The sequence below is a fragment of the Pantoea sp. App145 genome (assembly GCF_047947045.1).
Classification (GTDB): domain Bacteria; phylum Pseudomonadota; class Gammaproteobacteria; order Enterobacterales; family Enterobacteriaceae; genus Pantoea.
The window spans coordinates 3,118,677-3,135,723 of the sequence record NZ_CP133290.1; the positions used below are offsets into that span (position 1 = coordinate 3,118,677).

Here is a 17,047-nt window from a genome sequence, read left to right on the forward strand (position 1 = left end):
TTTATCGCGCGGTTTTCCCTGCACGATGCACGAAATTGCGCGATAAATCGCGCCGCTACTGATCCAGGTGGGTTTAAGTCGATTGCCGCCGCAGCAGACCCAGCGCCGCCAACATCAGGCTGAGGCTGGCGAACAACGTTAGCGTCGCCATCGCCATGCCCTGGCCCACTGAACCCTGTTCGAACTGCCGCCAGATAAATATCGCCACGGTTTGTACCCCAGCGGGTGCCAGCAGCAGGGAGGTGACCAGCTCGCGCGAGGCGACGGCGAACACCATCATCATCGCCGCCAGCAGGCTCGGGGTGACCAGTGGCAGCACAATCAACCGCAGCGCCTGCAAACGCGAGGCACCGTGCACCCGCGCTGCCGGTTCCAGCGTCGGACCCAGCTGACGCAGGGCGCTGCTGACATAACGTACCGGCCACGGCAGCAGCAGGCAGCTGTAGGAAAGCAGCAAAATCGCCAGCGTGTTGTAGGGGGAGACCGGCCAGAAGCCGCGATTCCACAACAAAATCAGCCCGACGCCAATCACCACCCCCGGCATCGCCGCAGGCAGCAAGGCCAGCCCATCCATCAGCGCCAGCAAACGCGTTTTACCTTCGGCCACGCGCCAGGCAATCAAAAATCCGAGCAACCCGGTGAGTAATGCCGCGCCGAGCGCCAGCCCGATGCTGGTGGAGAACGCCGCCAGTGCATCACCCTGCTGGCTGAACAGCGCGGTGAAATGACGCAGTGTCAGGTTGCCGGGATGAATGCCGCCCGACAAGGTGTTCAGCAGGCCGCTCAGCGTCATCGCGCCGAGCGGTAGCACCACCGCCAGCAGGGCGGTAAGCACGAACAGCAGCAACATCGGCAGTTGCCAGCGACCGGGGCGGGCGGCTTCCTGCGCCACCGGTTTACCGCTCACCGCCGTGACATCGCTGCTGCCGGTCAATTTGCGCTGGCAAAACCATGCCAGCAGCGCCACCAGGCTTAACATCAGCGAGAGCGAGGCCGCCCCCGGCAGATCAATCGGCCAGTCAGCCAGTTTTTGCTCTATGCCGACCGTCATCAGGGTTAGCCCGGCGCGAGCGCCAAGCGCCGCCGGTGCGCCGTATTCCTCAATCGCCAGCGTGAACGCCAGCAGTACGCCACCGGCCAGGGCTGGTAAGGTCAGCGGCAGGGTTATCTGCGCAAAGGCGCGCCAGGCGTGAGCACCATGCACCCGCGCGACCCAGGCCAGGCGCTGCCCGCTCGCCATCAGCGAACGCGACACCGCGAAATAGACCACCGGGAAGATGTTGAGCGTCATCACCAGCATCATGCCGCTGCTGCTAAACAACAGGCTGTCAAAATTCAGGCCGGTGAGCTGCTCGACATAACCATTGCGTTGCAGCGCCAGCGTCCAGGCCAGCGCCACAATATAGGGTGGCGTCAGGAAGGGGATAAGAAACAACAAATCCCACAGCGCCGCCGCTGGCAGACGAAACAAGCCACGCAGCGCGCCGAGCGGCAGGCCTAATACCAGGCTGCCGAGCGCCACGCCGAGACCAATTTTCAGCGTACCCAGCCACATCGGCACCAGCTGCGGATCTTCCAGTAACGCGGGCAGCGCACTGAAAGCTCCCTGCCATTGCCCCTCGCTCAGATGCGGAAACAACGCCTGTAGCACGATAAACAGCAGCGGCAGCGCCACCAGGACCAGCAGCGCCAGCAGGATCAGGCCGTTAAACAGGGCACGCGACATGGTTTATTGTCCAAACAGCGTGGCAAAGCGCTTCAGCACCGCCGCGCGTTCACTGCCGCCTTCCTGATTCACCGGCAACAGTTTGATCTCGGTGATTAACGGACGTTGCGCCTTGATATCGGTACGAGCGGGCATCAGCCAGGCTTTTGCCACCTGCTGCTGGCCTTCATCCGACAGTACATAATCGATAAAGGCTTTAGCATCGGCGGCATGCTGGCTGCTTTTCAGAATCATCATCGGACGCGGGGCCACCACGGTGCCGTTTTCCGGGAAAATCACTTTCACCGCTTCACCCTGGGCGATGTTGTTGTAAGTCACGTAATCCACCGCGCCAAACACCGCGGCTTTCGCCCCCTGCAACACCGGCGTTACCGCTTGCGCATTCGGGCCGCTGATCACCATGCCATTGGCTTTCAGCTGATCAAATAGCTGCCACGCCTTCTCGCCTTCACCATTCTGCAAACCAATCAGCAGGTCGAGAGAGGCACCCGACAGCGCCGGGTCGGGGGTGGTGATTTTGTCTTTGAACGCCGGACCGGTGAGGTCCTGCCAGGTTTTGGGTTCTGGCGTATGGCTGTTGGTGTTCCACACGATGCCGAGCGCGGAAATGCCCTGGGCGACGTAAGCATCGGTTTTAAATGCGGCCGGTACGTTCGCGGCGTTTGGGCTTTGATACGGCAGCAGCCAGCCACGTTGTTGCAGGTCTTCTGCTGTGTCCCATGACGCTGAGATCAGTACATCCGCCTGCGGGTTAGCCTGCTCCGCTTCCAGACGCGCCATCACTTTGCCGGTGGTGGCCTGGAAGATATTCACCTTAACCCCGGTTTGTTTTTCAAACCCGGTGGCGAGGCTTTTCGCCAGTGAGCCAGGACCGGCGGTGTACACCGTCAGTGCTTCGGCATCGTTCATCATCATGGCGGAAGTCAAAATCATCGCGCTGATGGCTCCTGTTTTAACAGATTTGAGAGATGGCATTGGTTTCCCCTGAGAGGTCAGTCACTGAAACAATCTGGCCCTGCGCCAGATGGATAATGCGGTCGGCCAGGGTGTTGGCTTCCTCGCGGTCATGCGTTACGTAAACGGCGGTGATACCAAAAGCGCGCAGCAGCTGCGCCATGGTCTGCGCGAGCGTTTCGCGCAGATCGCGGTCAAGGTTGGATAAGGGTTCGTCAAACAGCAGAATCGCCGGTTTCGCCACCAACGCGCGGGCTAACGCCACACGTTGTTGCTGACCGCCAGACAACATGGCGGGTTTACGATCGCCAAACCCGGTGAGTCCAACCTGCTCCAGTGCGGCTTCCGCCTGTTGCAGCGCCGCCGTTTTCTTTACGCCACGCATTCGCAGGGGAAAGGCCACGTTCTGCACCACGCTCATATGCGGCCAGAGCGCGTAATCCTGGAACACCATGCCGAGGTTACGTGCTTCCGGTGCAGCGCAGTGGCGTGCCGAGGCCACGCACTGGTCACCGATCCAGATTTCACCCGCCGAGGGTTGCAGCAGGCCCGCCAGCAGTTTCAGCAGCGTGCTTTTGCCACAGCCGGAAGGGCCGAGCAGCGCCAGCGTTTGTCCGGCGGGAATGGTCAGGGAGAGATCGTGCAGAATGGTCAGGTTACCCGCTGACCAGCTGAGATTTTTCAGTTCGATAGGTTGCGCGATATGCGTCATCGGCCACCTCCCGCCAGCAGCAGGGAGTCGGCATACGCCACGCGCACCCGATGGTTTATCAGGAGCGTCATCAGATTGTTATCCTCTTTGGGATTTCACTGGCGGCGAGTCTACGGCGGGGATATGACGGAAAGATGACCAAATATCATCAGACACTATGATGCGCAGCAGGCGAAAAAGCGTATAGTTACAGCTCGATTATAAAAAATTCGTCAAACACGAGCGCACTCACTCATGCCTGACCTGCCTGCCGCGGAACCTGCTTTAACGCCTTTCCGTCTGAATTTACTGATCCTCTCCATCGTGATGTTCAATTTTGCCAGCTATCTCACCATCGGCCTGCCGCTGGCGGTGTTACCGGGTTTTGTCCATGACGGACTCGGCTACAGCGCCTTCTGGGCCGGGCTGGTGATTAGCCTGCAATATCTTGCCACCCTGTTAAGCCGCCCCCATGCCGGACGTTACGCCGATCAATGGGGACCGAAAAAAGTGGTAGTGCTCGGGCTGTGTGGCTGTTTCCTCAGTGGTTTGTGCATTCTGCTGTCGGCGCTGACCGAAGGCTGGTCGGTGCTGAGCCTCGGGCTGCTGTGCCTGGGCCGTGTGATCCTCGGTGTCGGGCAAAGTTTCTCCGGTACTGGCACTTCGCTGTGGGGCGTGGCGCGCGTCGGCTCCCTGCATATTGGCCGGGTGATTTCCTGGAACGGCATCGTCACCTACGGTGCGATGGCGATTGGTGCTCCGCTCGGGGTGGTGATTTTCCGCGCCGGTGGGCTGTTGCTGTTGTCCGGCATCATCATCGCCATTTGCGTACTGGCAATTGCGCTGGCGCTGCCGCGTGCGCCGGTGAAAGGCAGCAAAGCCAAACCGCTGCCGTTTCGCGATGTGCTGGGGAAAATCTATGGCTTTGGCCTGATTCTGGCGATGGGGTCGGCTGGGTTTGGCGTGATCGCGACCTTTATCACCCTGTTTTATCAGGATAAAGGCTGGGATGGCGCTGCGTTCGCGCTGACGCTGTTCAGCGCCGCATTTGTCGGCACGCGCCTGCTGTTTCCCAACGCCATCAATCGTCTCGGTGGCTTACGGGTCGCCAGCATTTGCTTTGCGGTGGAAGCCGTGGGTCTGTTCCTCGTGGCAGGTTCGTTCGATCCCTGGATGGCAAAAGTCGGGGCATTTTTTACCGGCGCAGGTTTCTCACTGGTGTTCCCGGCGATTGGCGTGGTGGCGGTGAAAGTGGTGCCACAACAGAACCAGGGCAGCGCGCTGGCAACCTATACGGCGTTTATGGATTTGTCGCTGGGGATCACCGGGCCGATTGCAGGCTTTATTATGAGCTACGCGGGCGTACCGTTGGTTTACTTCCTGACGGCGTTGTTGGTTTGTCTGGCGCTGGTGTGTACGCTGCGGATGAGCAGACGCCAGCCTGACAGTCCGCCGGTAGAGATTAAAGAGAATTAAAAAAGTGGCCTCCGACCGAGGCCAATCACTACAACGTTGTGTCAATGACACAGATAAGGGTCTGGCAGGCGGGAGCAGCGGACAGCAACCCCCGGTTAGAGATTTATCGCGCGGGTTTTATCAGGCTTGCAGCAATTCAATGCTGGCGCGGATTTCACGTTCGATATCTTTGGCGCTCCACGTCTCCAGCGCAGACGAGAACGGTTCAAAGGCGTAGATGCCTTTGTAACCCAGCATCTCCAGGCGTTTCACCTGCGCCACGCTGTTCAGCACATCGTTATTACTCAGCATGATGCGTTGTTCATCGGTGAGTTGATCCGTCGGGCGCGTATCTTCCACGCCGGACAGATGCACCAGGCCAATCTGGTTAACATCAATCTCCTGCGGGAATTCCTGCTCCGCGTTTTCGTACAGATGATGATGGAACGTATCCAGCAGCAGTTTGAACGGCACCTGCGCATCACGAATGAGCTGCTGCGTCTTCACGGCGGAACGCAGGGAGCTGACCGGGAAGCCGAGCGGTTCCACCAGTCCCTGGATGCCATAATGGGCAAAGCGTGGAGCAAGGGTTTGCAACGCTGCCAGCGTCTGTTCCGGGGCAATGGCAATGCCTTCATTCAGCGGACACATTACCAGCGCTTTCGCGCCAATTTGCTGGGCTTCCTGCAACAGGGCTTCGGCTTTGGCCAGCAGCGTGTCATCAGGACGGTTGAACGGATAGAGCGCGTTTATGGTTTCGATTTCGATGTGGTATTTGTCGGTCAATGCGCGCAGTTGCGCCACACTCAGATCATCCGTCACCCTGCCGCCCGGCATATCGTTACGCAGTTCCACTTTGTTTAAACCCAGACGCTGCACCAGCTGGAAAAAGGCTTCCAGCGACAGCGTCGGGGCAATTTTACGGTTAATACAGAAACGGGTTGGATCGATGGCCATGTGACGGCTCCTGTAATGGGGTGCGGGTAAGATGGTGCTAAAGAGAACATTTATTTCATTGTTAGTGAATTATGAAATTTAAGATATTGGATCTTCCTCGCAAAAATTTCATCTTTCGTTTTGTTTAATGTTCAGGTGTGGCGTGATCCAGGGATGTCATGGGCAGGAAAATGCGATCCAGTCCGCTAAAAGCAAATTTTCCAAAAATAAGTATTTGAAAAATTTATTTCACTGTAATAGCTTCATACCATGCTTTTTCGTTCTCGCGGGTTTACACATTAAAGAGGCAACGACATGAACATCGTAGGAAACTTTATCGGCGGCCAGATTACCCACAGCGCCAGCAATGAAACCATTCCGGTGTACGATCCGGCGACCGGCAAAGTGGTGCGTGAACTGACGCAGAGCACCTCAGATGAAGTCGCTAAAGCGATTGAAGTCGCTCATGCGGCATTCCCGGAATGGTCCAAAACCTCTCCGCTGCGTCGTGCCCGTGTGATGTTCAACTTTAAAGCGCTGATGGAACAGCACCGTGAGGAGCTGGCGGCGCTGATCGTCTCTGAGCACGGCAAAGTGTGGTCCGATGCGCTGGGTGAGCTGACGCGCGGCATTGAAGTGATCGAATTTGCCTGCGGCATTCCGCATCTGATTAAAGGCGAAAACTCGCCAAATGTGGGTGGCGGTGTGGACAGCTACTCACTGATGCAGCCGGTGGGTGTGGTAGCGGGTATCACCCCGTTTAACTTCCCGGCGATGGTGCCGCTGTGGATGTTCCCGATTGCACTGGCCTGCGGTAACACCTTTATTCTCAAGCCACCGGCGCTGGACCCATCCGCTTCGGTGCGTATGGCGGAGCTGCTGAAAGAAGCGGGCCTGCCGGATGGCGTGTTCAACGTGGTCCACTCTTCCAACGAAGATGCCGAGCAACTGTATAAAGATCCGCGCGTGGCGGCGGTAAGTTTCGTGGGTTCTTCCGGCGTGGCAGAACATATCTACAAAACTGCCAGTGCGCATGGCAAACGCGTTCAGGCGTTTGGTGCCGCAAAAAACCACGCCATCGTGATGCCGGATGCCGATCTGGATGCCACGGTGAATGCCATCATGGGCGGTGCTTTTGGTTCTGCCGGTGAGCGTTGCATGGCACTGCCGGTAGTGGTGGCGGTGGGTGAGGGCACTGCCGACAAACTGATCGCCCGACTGACCCCGCTGATCAAAGCGCTGCGCGTCGGACCGGGTATCCAGAAAGGTGCGGAAGAGAATGAAATGGGGCCGGTGGTGTCTGCCGCGCACCAGAAAAAAGTGCTGGGCTACATCGACAAAGGTGAGCAGGAAGGCGCGAAACTGGTGGTCGATGGCCGTAACTATCAGGTGCCGGGCCATGCAGAAGGTTACTACGTGGGCGGCACGCTGTTCGACAACGTGACCTCAGAGATGACTATCTGGCGCGAAGAGATCTTCGGACCGGTGCTGAGCATCATGCGTTCCCCGGATTTCAGCAGCGCGCTGCAACTGGTGAACAGCCATGAATTCGGCAACGGCAGCGCCATCTTCACCAGTAACGGCCACACCGCGCGTGAGTTTGTGCAGGATGTGGAAGCGGGCATGGTTGGCGTCAACGTACCGGTTCCGGTACCGATGGCATTCCACAGCTTCGGTGGCTGGAAACGTTCGGTGTTTGGTGCGCTGAATGTCCACGGGCCGGATGGCGTGCGTTTCTACACCCGCATGAAAACTGCCACCGTGCGCTGGCCGAGCGGTCAGCAGACGGTCTCTGAGTTCAGCATGCCGACGCTGGGTTAAGGAGGATTGGGATGTCACTACTTGCGAAAGCGCAGCAGCCAGACAGCAATGGCCGTATTCAGCATGTCACGCCGGAAAGCGCCGGTTGGGGATACGTGGGCTTTGATGCGTATCTGCTGAAAAAAGGCCAAACTCTTCGGCTTCCCAGCGGTGATAAAGAGCTGTGTCTGGTACTGGTGGCGGGCTTTGCCTCGGTGAAAACCCGTCATGCTGAGTTCCCGAATCTGGGCAAGCGTTTGTCACCCTTCGAACGTATTCCGCCTTATTCGGTGTATGTGCCGCATAACGACGAGGTGGAAGTCTATGCCGATAGCGATCTGGAGCTGGCGGTGTGTAACGCCCCCAGCCAGGGCAACCTGCCAGCGCGTCTGATTGCGCCGGAAGATGTCGGGGTCGAGCATCGTGGTAAGGGACGCAACCAGCGTCTGGTGCATAACATTCTGCCGGACAATAAACCGGCCGATAGCCTGTTGGTGGTGGAAGTTTACACCGACGAAGGGGCGACCAGTTCTTATCCGAGCCACAAGCACGATCAGAAAGACAGCCCGGACGAAACCTATCTGGAAGAGACGTATTATCACCGTTTCGATCCGGAGCCCGGTTTCGCCATGCAGCGCGTCTACACCGACGACCGTTCGCTGGACGAATGTCTGGCACCGTATAACCGCGATGTGGTTACTGTGCCGCGTGGCTACCATCCGGTGGCGACGCTGGCGGGGTATGACAACTATTATCTCAACGTGATGGCGGGTCCGGTTCGTCTGTGGAAATTTACCTGGGAGAAAGATCACGCCTGGGTGAATAGCGATAAGTATCCGCGTTCCTGATTGCGCGATGAATCGCGCCGCTACCATACCAGCACAGGGTTGTAGCGGCGCGATTTATCGCGCGTTTTTGGATGTGCGGATTTAACGTTTAATGCGTCGATCCCACTGCTTCGTACATACCGCTTCGCCGTTGTGCTGCACCTTCATCTCACCGTTGATGATGAAATGCGTCAGATCGCTGCGCATCTCCAGCACGATGTCGGTTTCCGTCCACCATCCTTCACGCCCGATCTTCATGCTTTGCGTCAGCAGATAATGAGCGGATAGCGGGTCCTGGTTATGCACGGTCAGCTGACGACGCAGGCTGTGATCGACGGTGGTATCGATATCGTCGAAACGATAGACCCCTTCGCCAAACACCCCGCCGATGCCGTGGGTCACACTTTCCCAGCTGTCATTCACCACGTCATAACGCAGCTCGCGCTCGACACGCCCCGGTGATAGCAGCGTCAGCGGCGTATTGGCGGCGGTTGCTGGTTGTGGATTCGGCCCGGCAATCGGTGACACCTGGCGGCATACCGGCAGATCGAGCGCGGCACTGGCCAGATTCACCTTCAGGGTCGCCATTTCCGCCATCGGCCAGATCATCGGCCAGAAGGTGGTCGCCAGCGAGATACGCAGACGATGGCCGGTGGCAAAACGCCAGGCGATACCGTCCAGCTGCACCTGCACATCCACCGTTTCACCCGGCAGAAGTGGCACGTTTTTATCCTGCCCCTGCAAATGGCTGAGGTTGACCCAGCCGTGGGTCACGCGGGTTGATGCACCGTCGGGAGCGACATCGGATAAACGCACGTACAGCATCGCCGCCGGTTTATCGCTGCTGAGTTTGACGCGAAACTGCGGGAAACCATAGATGCTCAGGCTTTCATCGAGCGGCGCGCTGTCGAAGCTCTCCGCCAGGCCATCATCCATCCGCTGGTCGCTCGGGCTTTCACCCAATACGCCTGCGCCCATCCACTCCCCGGCAAATAGCCCGTGGTTTTGCTGGGTACAGATGGCTTGCCAGCTTTCCTGCTCCAGCGGTGTCGGGGTAAGGGTGCTGGGCTGTAAATGCCAGCGTTGCGCTTTGGTCACTTCGTCGGTATCACCGTCGATGGCGATCCATTCACCAAATGCCTGCGGACGTTGCGAACCTGGGCGCTGGCTGTCGTTCAGCCATGCCTGCACGCGTGGACCGGCCAGCGCGTCATTATCCACCTGCTTCAGCCAGTGGTCCCACCAGGTCACTGCTTCCTGCAGGAAACCAATGGCCGGTTCCGGCGTGCCATCCTGCGGGTAGATATGCGCCCACGGGCCGATGATTGCCTTACGCGGCACTTCAAGGTTGTCCATCAGACGGAACACCGCGTTGCTGTAGGAGTCGGCCCAGCCGCCGACCGCCATCACCGGGCACTGAATCGCCGACCAGTCTTCCCCGACCGAACCGTGTTTCCAGTAGGCATCTTTCAGCGGATGATCCATCCACAGCGCCGGGAAAAACGGCATGTTTTCCAGACGATTGAGCCAGTCCTGATACCAGCTATCGCCCACCAGCTGCGGGTCCTGCGGACGGCTTTGATAGGCCAGCATAATGCCGCCCCACCACAGGTTGTCATTCAGCAGGCAGCCGCCTTTGTAGTGGATATCGTCGTTATAACGATCATCGGTCGAGCATACGGTGATGATCGCTTTCAATGCTGGTGGGCGACGGGCAGCCAGTTGCAGGCAGTTAAAACCACCCCAGGATTTACCCATCATGCCGACTGCGCCGCTGCACCAGCTCTGCTGGCTGATCCAGTCGATCACTTCCAGCGCATCTTCCTGTTCCTGTAACAGATATTCGTCGGCCAGCAGGCCATCCGATTCACCGCTGCCGCGCATATCCACGCGCAGCACGGCGTAGCCCTGTCCGGCAAAGTAACCGTGCATCGGCTCATCGCGGGTACGCGTCCCATCGCGCTTGCGATAGGGAATGTATTCGAGAATGGCAGGTACCGGCTGCTGGCTGGCGGAAAGCGGCAGCCACATGCGGGCCGCCAGACGAGTGCCATCTTTCAGGGTGATCCAGATATGTTCCGTCACGCTGACGCTGTGGGGAAACTGCGTTACGAGGGTTTTCATGAGGCTCCTGCCATTGCATTTGACTGACGCTGACCCAGCACTTCATCCAGCCAGGATGTGCGCATTTCCGGCACCGAGGTCAGTAGTTTTTCGGTATAGCTGTGCATCGGAGCGCTGAACACCTGTTCGGTCGGCCCCTGCGCCACCACGTTGCCCTGATACATCACCGCCACCTGTTGCGCGATGCGTTTCACGGTGCTGAGGTCGTGGGTGATAAACAGGTATGACAGGCCGAGCTGTTCCTGCAAACGGCGCAGCAGATTCAGCACCTCTTCCGCGACCAGCGGATCGAGAGCCGAGGTGGCTTCATCGCAAATAATCAACTCAGGCTGCGCCGCCAGCGCCCGCGCAATGCAGACACGCTGCTTCTGCCCGCCGGAGAGCGCTGCGGGATAACGATCAATCAGGGTGAGCGGCAGCTCGGTCAGCCGCAGCAGTTCTTCCACGCGTGCGCGCACCTGGCGCTTATCCAGTCCAAAGTAGAAGGCGATCGGACGCCCAATCGCTTCCAGAATGGTCTGGCGCGGATTGAGGGCCACATCCGGCAACTGGTAGATCATCTGGATACGACGCAACGTCTCTTTGTCGCGCTGCTGATAACGGTTCGCCAGGACCTTGCCGGCAAAGCTGACGTTACCGGCGGTATCGCCCAGCAGGCCGCACAGCGCGCGCGCCAGGGTACTTTTGCCGCTGCCTGACTCGCCAATAATTGCCAGCGTTTCGCCTTTGGCGAGGCTCATCGAGACGCCGTGTACCACGGTTTTACCGTTGTAACCGGTGGAGAGGTTTTGCAGCGTCAGCAACTGTCCCTGCGCCACGTTTTCCGCGTGGACCGGCGTCAGCGCATGGGCGCGTTCCGATACCAGCCGCTGGGTATAGCTTTCCAGCGGATTTTGCAGAATGTCGGTGGTGCTGCCGCTTTCCACTTCGCAGCCCTGGCGCAGCACCATGATGCGGTCAGCAATCTGCGCCACCACGGCCAAATCGTGGGTGATGTACAACGCGGCGGTATTGAACTCACGCACCAGCTTGCGCAGCATCACCAACACTTCAATCTGCGTGGTGACATCCAGTGCGGTGGTCGGTTCGTCCATCACCAGCAAATCGGGTTTGCAGGACATCGCCATCGCTGCCATTGCGCGTTGCAACTGGCCGCCGGACAGCTGATGCGGATAGCGCTGGCCGATGGTGTCTGGCTCCGGCAGATCCAGCGCGCGGAACAGGGTGACTGCCCACGCCTGCGCTTCAGTAGCGTTCATCAGGCCATGACGAATCGGCCCTTCACACACCTGCTTGCCAATGGTCAGCGCCGGGTTAAACGCGGCGGCGGCGCTTTGCGCCACATAGGCCACGCGGCGGCCGCGAATTTCGCGTTTCTCCTTGCTGGAGAGCGGCACAATATCGCGCCCGGCGATACGCACTTCGCCACCGGCAATGCGGCAGCCCGCACGGGCATAGCCCAGTGCGGCAAGGCCGATGGTGGATTTACCGGCACCGGATTCGCCAATCAGCCCCAGCACTTCACCGGGTTTCAGGCTGAGTGAAATGTTCTGGACCAGCGGAATGCCCTGGTCGGTTTCAATGCGCAGATCGCGCATTTCCAGAATGGGTTGTGTCATCCCTCTTCCCCCAGCGAAAGGTTGTTGCGTACCAGCAGCCAGTCAACCACCAGATTGACGCCGATGGTCAGCAGGGCGATGGCGGCAGCCGGGTAGAGTGGGGCCAGCTGGCCGAAGTTGATCGCCTGGGCGTTGTCGCGCACCATGCTGCCCCAGTCGGCCCACGGCGGCTGAATGCCCAGCCCGAGGAAGCTCAAACCGGCGATAAACAGGAACGTGAAGCAGAAGCGCATGCCAAACTCCGCCAGCAGCGGTGGGATGGCGTTGGGCAGAATCTCTTTACGCACGATCCAGCCCAGCCCTTCGCCGCGCAGACGCGCTGCTTCGACATACTCCTGGCAGACAATCCCCTGCGCCACCAGACGTGCCAGACGATAGACGCGGGTGGCATCGAGCAAAGCAATGGTGCCAACCAGTACCGGAATTGAGGTGCCGAGCACCGACAACACGATCAGCGCCAGAATCAGCACCGGAATCGACATCAGCGTATCGACGATGCGCGTCAGCACCACATCCACCCAGCGGCCATAAATGGCGGCGGTGAAGCCGGTGAGAATGCCGATGACAAACGAAATGGCGGTGATTGCCAGTGCGATGGCGATGGTGGTACGCGCGCCAAACAGAATGCGTGACAACATGTCGCGGCCCAGGCTGTCAGTGCCAAGCGGCATGGCGCTGGAGGGCAGCATCCAGATATCGCCCACCTGCGCGGTTTCGCTGTGCGGTGCCAGCCAGGGCGCGAACAGCGCGGCAATCAGGTTCACGGCGATGATTGCCAGGCCAAGCATGGCGGAAATCGGCACCGTGCGGATTTTCAGTTTTTTCATCACTTACCTCGCATGGCGCAGACGTGGGTTACACCAGATCGCCAGCAAATCGGCGGCGGTGTTGAGCAGGATGTAGGTGCCGCCAAACAACAGCCCGCAGGCCTGCACCACCGGCAGATCGCGCTTGGTCACGGCGTCCACCATCAATTGCCCAATGCCAGGATAGACAAACACCACTTCCACCAGAATCACTCCGACCACCAGATAGGCCAGGTTAAAGGCGATAACGTTGATGATCGGTGCCAGCGCGTTAGGCAGCGCGTGGCCGAGCACGATGCGCCAGCGTGACATGCCTTTTAGCAGGGCGGTTTCGATATAGCTGCTCGACATTACCGCGCCGACGGAGGCGCGCGTCATACGCAGCATATGCGCCAGCACCACCAGCACCAGCGTCAGCATCGGCAGGGTGCAGGCATACAGTCGCGAGAGCACACCGGCATCAGGATCGACCAGCGCCAGGCTGGGGAACCACGCCAGACGAATGGCGAAGAAAATCACCAGCACGTAACCCACGAAGAATTCCGGCACCGAAATACTCAGCAGCGTCAGCGAGTTGGCTAAGCGATCGAACCACGAACCACGCCATACCGCCGAGGCGATGCCGAGCAGCACCGCCAGCGGGATAGCAATGATGGCGGCATAACCGGCGAGGAACAGCGTATTCGCCAGGCGCGGCAGCAGCTCCGCGCTGATCGGCTGGTTGTTAGCCAGCGAGTTGCCGAGATCGCCGTGCAGCACGCCACCCAGCCAGTGCAGGTAGCGCCAGATGGCCGGTTGGTCCAGGCCGAGCTGCGTACGCAGCGCGGCGATGGTTTCCGGCGTACCGTTCTGCCCGAGAATCGCGCTGGCGACATCACCGGGCAGCAGTTCGGTGCCGACAAATATCAGCAGCGAAACCAGCCATAGCGTGAGCAGGCCCAGCAGCAGGCGATGTAAAATCTGCTTTTTCATTACGACTCCAGCCAAACGCGTTCTGCCAGGCGACCACCCATAAAGTTGAACATCGGATGCGGTTTCACGCCGCCCACTTTTTTGCTGGCCGCATCGAGGTAGTCACCAAACAGCGGGATCATCGCACCACCGTCATCGCTGGCGATTTGCTGCAATTCGCCATAGATTTCGGCGCGTTTTTGTTCATCCAGCAGCGAACGGGCCTGAATCAGCAGGCTGTCGAATTTCTCGTTCTTCCAGTGGGTATCGTTCCATTTGGCGGTGGATTGCCACGCGGTGGAGAACATCTGGTCTGCGGTCGGGCGTCCACCCCAGTAACCCATGCTGAACGGTGCTTTCATCCACACGTCGTCCCAGTAGCTGTCGGCAGGCTGACGTTTGATGCTGACCTGAATCCCGGCCTGAGCGGCCTGGCCCTGGAACAGCGCTGCGGCATCGAGCGCACCGGCAAAGGCCGCATCGGAGGAGGAGAGTTCCACCGGCAGGCTGCTGAGTCCGGCCTTCTTCAGATAAAATTTGGCTTTATCGGCATCGTAAGCACGCTGCGGCAGCGCTTTGTTGAAGAAGCGATCGGTTTTCGGGATCGGATGGTCATTGCCGAGGGTGCCGTAACCACGCAGCACCGTTGCCAGCAGTTTTTCACGATCGATACCGTATTTGATCGCCATGCGCACATCGTTGTTATTGAACGGTGCGACGCGACAATCCATCAGGAAGGTAAAGTGCTGGCCGCCCGCAGAACGCACGATGTTCAGCGCCGGGCTGCGTTTCAGGAAATCAACGGTTTTGAAGTCCACGCGGTTGATGGCATGGACCTGGCCGGAAATCAGCGCGTTGGTACGTGCGGTGGCGTCGTTAATCACCAGCACTTCGACGGCATCAACAAAGCCACGGTTTGGTTTCCAGTAGTTCGGGTTGCGTTTGAAGTAAGAACGCACGCCGGGTTGATACTGGTCGAAGACGAAAGCACCGGTGCCAATCGGGTGTTTCCAGTCGGTGAAACCATCCGGCACCACCACCAGGTGATAATCCGCCAGCAGGTAAGGCAGGTCCGCGTTGCCGCCGTCGAGTTTAAGCGTGATTTCGTTATCGCCGCTTTTCTTCAGCTCGGTGATGCTTGCCAGCTGAGTTTTGATGGCGCTGCGTGACTGGTCGCCACGGTGCAGGTTGATGGAGTAGAGAATATCTTCCACCGTCATGGCCTTACCGTTATGGAAGGTGACGCCCTGACGTACTTTGAAGGTCCACTCCTGTGCGCCCGGCAGTGCGCTCCAGCTTTCCAGCAGTTCCGGGGTGGCTTTGTTGTTCTCATCGATTTCAATCAGGCCGTTCATCAGCATGTAAGCCTGGTTGAGCGGCACCCAGTCGCTATACAGCGTCGGGTCGAGCGAATCACTGGTGTTACCACCGGACATGCCAAGCTTCAGCACGCCGCCTTTTTTGGGCGTCGCTTCGGCGGCGAAACCGGAGAACGGGGAGAGCGATAATGCCGTGCCTGCACCAATCAGCGCGGCAGTATTGATAAATGAACGGCGGCTCAAATTTGCGCCCTGAAGATATTTGTTAAAGTTTTCCTGCTCGTCTTTCATTTATTTTTCTCCGTTGTTATTCACCCTGTTTTACTTATCTCATCCTGGGCCTTAGCGCAGTTATTTCTGATTTATATCAAAACCAATAAAATCTGATGTATGAGATTTTCGTATCAGACTATGCGAAAAACGCGCAGCAGAACACCCACAAAAAAGATAATTTCCCGATCACTGAGCAACACCAGGGAAAATGCATGTGGAACTGCATACGATAGTTGGGCTAATTGGCGTTTTTTGTTATTTATTGGCATACGCACTGGTTCAGTTGCGTAAATTGGTCATTGATTCAGACATTTATGCCTGTCTTAACATCGCGGGCGGCGTTTGCGGACTCTATTCATTGAGCCATGATTTTAATTTGGCAATGGTGATTTCCCAATCGATGTGGTTAATTTTTACGCTGGTTGGTATGCATTCTTCACATCGCCGACGCGGTGCAATTAAAAATAAACTTCCGCCTTTAGATCCCCAACAATAAACAAGGGAATTAATATCGCGGCTTTGCGTTTTTAGTTGCACCTTTAAATATAAGAAAAAGTTATGGTGAAGAGTCGAAGAGATAATTTGCCGTGCGAAGGGCGTCACAGAAATAATATTCTGTGGCGCTTTTTTATCGTGATGAGATTTCTGTCTGATGTTGGTGCTGTAGCCAGCTGATTACATGGCGCACAATCGGCTTGATATAGCGATCCTGCGGGGTGAGCAGAAAACATTTGCCGTTGGCGGCCAGTTTTCCGCCGTGAGCGGCCACCAGCTCGCCGCGATTGAGGTGATCCTGCACCAGACCTTCCCAGCCGAGCAGTATCCCGTCACCACGTAATGCGGACTGCACCAGAAACGGGTAGTTATTCGCCCGCCAGGTCTGGCGCGGCACAAAACTCAGTACGTTCTGCGAGGCAAACCAGTCGCTCCAGCCGGTCCATTCACGTTGCGGGTCATCCTGAATCAGCAGCATCTGGTGCAGCAACGATTCGGCGGAGGCGTCCGGGTCAAGGCGTGTCAGAAACGCCGGGGAGCACATCGGATAACAGATTTCGTCAAACAGCGGACTGGCGTGAAAGCCCGGTGGCGGTTCGCGCAGATAGAAAATCGCCAGATCGAACTCCGACGAGCGCATATCAGCGAAGCTGTCGGAGATTTTCATCCGAATTTGCAGATTGGGCAGTTCGCGATGAAGCTCCGAGAGGCGTGGTGCCAGCCACAATGACCCCATGGCGCTGGTGCAGGCGATAGTCACCTGAGGCAGACCGTTCCAGCCCATCACTTCCGCTGTGGCGTGTGATAACGCGGAGAGCTGCTGGCGTACCTGCACTGCGTAAGCCTCACCGCGTGGGGTGAGCAATACCCGGCGCTGGGTGCGGGTAAAAAGCTTGCAGCCCAGCATCTCCTCCAGCTGCAAAATCTGGCGGCTGGTGGCGCTTTGCGTCAGGTTGAGTTCTTCCGCCGCGCGCGAAATGTTGCCATAACGCGCGACACACTCGAAGGCGATCAGCGTGTTGAGCGGCGGTAAAGGTTCGATCTGCATCAATCAAGCCTCGGTGCTTGAGG

Annotated in this window: 14 protein-coding genes; 4 read left to right on the forward strand and 10 right to left on the reverse strand. The window is 58.2% G+C overall.

Features of this window, described 5'->3' with window-relative positions; genetic code table 11:
* Window positions 1-73: 73 nt before the first annotated feature.
* The 3 genes from RCF31_RS14240 to RCF31_RS14250 are packed head-to-tail and all read right to left on the reverse strand — an operon-like array spanning window position 74 to window position 3,392.
* Window positions 74-1,726: an ABC transporter permease gene (locus tag RCF31_RS14240; RefSeq protein WP_416411236.1), complete on the reverse strand. Its 1,653-nt coding sequence runs from the start codon at window positions 1,724-1,726 to the stop codon at window positions 74-76.
* 3 nt (window positions 1,727-1,729) lie between these two features.
* Complete coding sequence (locus RCF31_RS14245) at window positions 1,730-2,701, reverse strand: ABC transporter substrate-binding protein (RefSeq protein WP_299448236.1); 972 nt, start codon at window positions 2,699-2,701, stop codon at window positions 1,730-1,732.
* The gene (locus RCF31_RS14250) at window positions 2,679-3,392 is read right to left on the reverse strand and encodes an ABC transporter ATP-binding protein (RefSeq protein ID WP_416411237.1); all 714 of its coding nucleotides are present in this window, start codon (window positions 3,390-3,392) and stop codon (window positions 2,679-2,681) included. The genes RCF31_RS14245 and RCF31_RS14250 overlap by 23 nt, the downstream gene beginning before the upstream one ends.
* Before the next feature lie 234 nt (window positions 3,393-3,626).
* On the opposite strand from RCF31_RS14250, the gene RCF31_RS14255 reads away from it, so the two are divergent.
* On the forward strand, window positions 3,627-4,847 hold the full coding sequence (locus RCF31_RS14255) for an MFS transporter (RefSeq protein WP_416411238.1): 1,221 nt from the start codon (window positions 3,627-3,629) through the stop codon (window positions 4,845-4,847).
* A 120-nt stretch (window positions 4,848-4,967) separates the two neighbouring features.
* Here the strand turns inward: RCF31_RS14255 and RCF31_RS14260 are convergent, their stop codons facing one another.
* Entirely contained in the window at window positions 4,968-5,783 is an 816-nt protein-coding gene (locus tag RCF31_RS14260) for a TIM barrel protein (protein WP_416411239.1), read from the reverse strand.
* A 294-nt stretch (window positions 5,784-6,077) separates the two neighbouring features.
* On the opposite strand from RCF31_RS14260, the gene RCF31_RS14265 reads away from it, so the two are divergent.
* Together RCF31_RS14265 and iolB are read left to right on the forward strand one after the other, a co-directional pair.
* Window positions 6,078-7,583, forward strand: coding sequence for a CoA-acylating methylmalonate-semialdehyde dehydrogenase (locus RCF31_RS14265; RefSeq protein WP_084877569.1), 1,506 nt, complete (start codon window positions 6,078-6,080; stop codon window positions 7,581-7,583).
* A gap of 11 nt (window positions 7,584-7,594) precedes the next feature.
* Complete coding sequence (gene iolB, locus RCF31_RS14270) at window positions 7,595-8,410, forward strand: 5-deoxy-glucuronate isomerase (RefSeq protein WP_299448227.1); 816 nt, start codon at window positions 7,595-7,597, stop codon at window positions 8,408-8,410.
* Window positions 8,411-8,491: 81 nt separating this feature from the next.
* Here iolB and RCF31_RS14275 read toward each other — a convergent pair whose 3' ends face one another.
* From RCF31_RS14275 to RCF31_RS14295, 5 genes are read right to left on the reverse strand one after another with little or no spacing between them, the layout of a single operon-like run.
* The gene (locus tag RCF31_RS14275) at window positions 8,492-10,513 is read right to left on the reverse strand and encodes a CocE/NonD family hydrolase (protein WP_416411240.1); all 2,022 of its coding nucleotides are present in this window, start codon (window positions 10,511-10,513) and stop codon (window positions 8,492-8,494) included.
* Window positions 10,510-12,132 (reverse strand): ABC transporter ATP-binding protein, encoded by a 1,623-nt coding sequence (locus tag RCF31_RS14280; RefSeq protein WP_416411241.1) that lies wholly within the window; start codon window positions 12,130-12,132, stop codon window positions 10,510-10,512. The genes RCF31_RS14275 and RCF31_RS14280 overlap by 4 nt, the downstream gene beginning before the upstream one ends.
* A complete protein-coding gene (locus RCF31_RS14285; RefSeq protein WP_208716779.1) occupies window positions 12,129-12,959 on the reverse strand; it encodes an ABC transporter permease in 831 nt (276 codons plus the stop codon). Before RCF31_RS14285 ends, RCF31_RS14280 begins: the two co-directional genes overlap by 4 nt.
* Before the next feature lie 3 nt (window positions 12,960-12,962).
* A complete protein-coding gene (locus RCF31_RS14290) occupies window positions 12,963-13,910 on the reverse strand; it encodes an ABC transporter permease (protein ID WP_299448219.1) in 948 nt (315 codons plus the stop codon).
* A complete protein-coding gene (locus RCF31_RS14295) occupies window positions 13,910-15,499 on the reverse strand; it encodes an ABC transporter substrate-binding protein (RefSeq protein WP_416411242.1) in 1,590 nt (529 codons plus the stop codon). The genes RCF31_RS14290 and RCF31_RS14295 overlap by 1 nt, the downstream gene beginning before the upstream one ends.
* A gap of 196 nt (window positions 15,500-15,695) precedes the next feature.
* On the opposite strand from RCF31_RS14295, the gene RCF31_RS14300 reads away from it, so the two are divergent.
* Window positions 15,696-15,977: a CBU_0592 family membrane protein gene (locus RCF31_RS14300; protein WP_084877550.1), complete on the forward strand. Its 282-nt coding sequence runs from the start codon at window positions 15,696-15,698 to the stop codon at window positions 15,975-15,977.
* 132 nt (window positions 15,978-16,109) lie between these two features.
* Here RCF31_RS14300 and RCF31_RS14305 read toward each other — a convergent pair whose 3' ends face one another.
* Complete coding sequence (locus RCF31_RS14305) at window positions 16,110-17,024, reverse strand: LysR substrate-binding domain-containing protein (protein ID WP_299448217.1); 915 nt, start codon at window positions 17,022-17,024, stop codon at window positions 16,110-16,112.
* Window positions 17,025-17,047: the final 23 nt, after the last annotated feature.

What these genes read in the sequence shown, in the direction of transcription:
- iolB (WP_299448227.1), top strand. Translation starts at nt 7,595, where the DNA reads ATGTCACTACTTGCGAAAGCGCAGCAGCCAGACAGCAATGGCCGTATT.
- RCF31_RS14260 (WP_416411239.1), bottom strand. Translation starts at nt 5,783, where the DNA reads ATGGCCATCGATCCAACCCGTTTCTGTATTAACCGTAAAATTGCCCCG.
- RCF31_RS14265 (WP_084877569.1), top strand. Translation starts at nt 6,078, where the DNA reads ATGAACATCGTAGGAAACTTTATCGGCGGCCAGATTACCCACAGCGCC.
- RCF31_RS14280 (WP_416411241.1), bottom strand. Translation starts at nt 12,132, where the DNA reads ATGACACAACCCATTCTGGAAATGCGCGATCTGCGCATTGAAACCGAC.
- RCF31_RS14285 (WP_208716779.1), bottom strand. Translation starts at nt 12,959, where the DNA reads ATGAAAAAACTGAAAATCCGCACGGTGCCGATTTCCGCCATGCTTGGC.
- RCF31_RS14275 (WP_416411240.1), bottom strand. Translation starts at nt 10,513, where the DNA reads ATGAAAACCCTCGTAACGCAGTTTCCCCACAGCGTCAGCGTGACGGAA.
- RCF31_RS14290 (WP_299448219.1), bottom strand. Translation starts at nt 13,910, where the DNA reads ATGAAAAAGCAGATTTTACATCGCCTGCTGCTGGGCCTGCTCACGCTA.
- RCF31_RS14240 (WP_416411236.1), bottom strand. Translation starts at nt 1,726, where the DNA reads ATGTCGCGTGCCCTGTTTAACGGCCTGATCCTGCTGGCGCTGCTGGTC.
- RCF31_RS14245 (WP_299448236.1), bottom strand. Translation starts at nt 2,701, where the DNA reads ATGCCATCTCTCAAATCTGTTAAAACAGGAGCCATCAGCGCGATGATT.
- RCF31_RS14305 (WP_299448217.1), bottom strand. Translation starts at nt 17,024, where the DNA reads ATGCAGATCGAACCTTTACCGCCGCTCAACACGCTGATCGCCTTCGAG.
- RCF31_RS14255 (WP_416411238.1), top strand. Translation starts at nt 3,627, where the DNA reads ATGCCTGACCTGCCTGCCGCGGAACCTGCTTTAACGCCTTTCCGTCTG.
- RCF31_RS14295 (WP_416411242.1), bottom strand. Translation starts at nt 15,499, where the DNA reads ATGAAAGACGAGCAGGAAAACTTTAACAAATATCTTCAGGGCGCAAAT.
- RCF31_RS14250 (WP_416411237.1), bottom strand. Translation starts at nt 3,392, where the DNA reads ATGACGCATATCGCGCAACCTATCGAACTGAAAAATCTCAGCTGGTCA.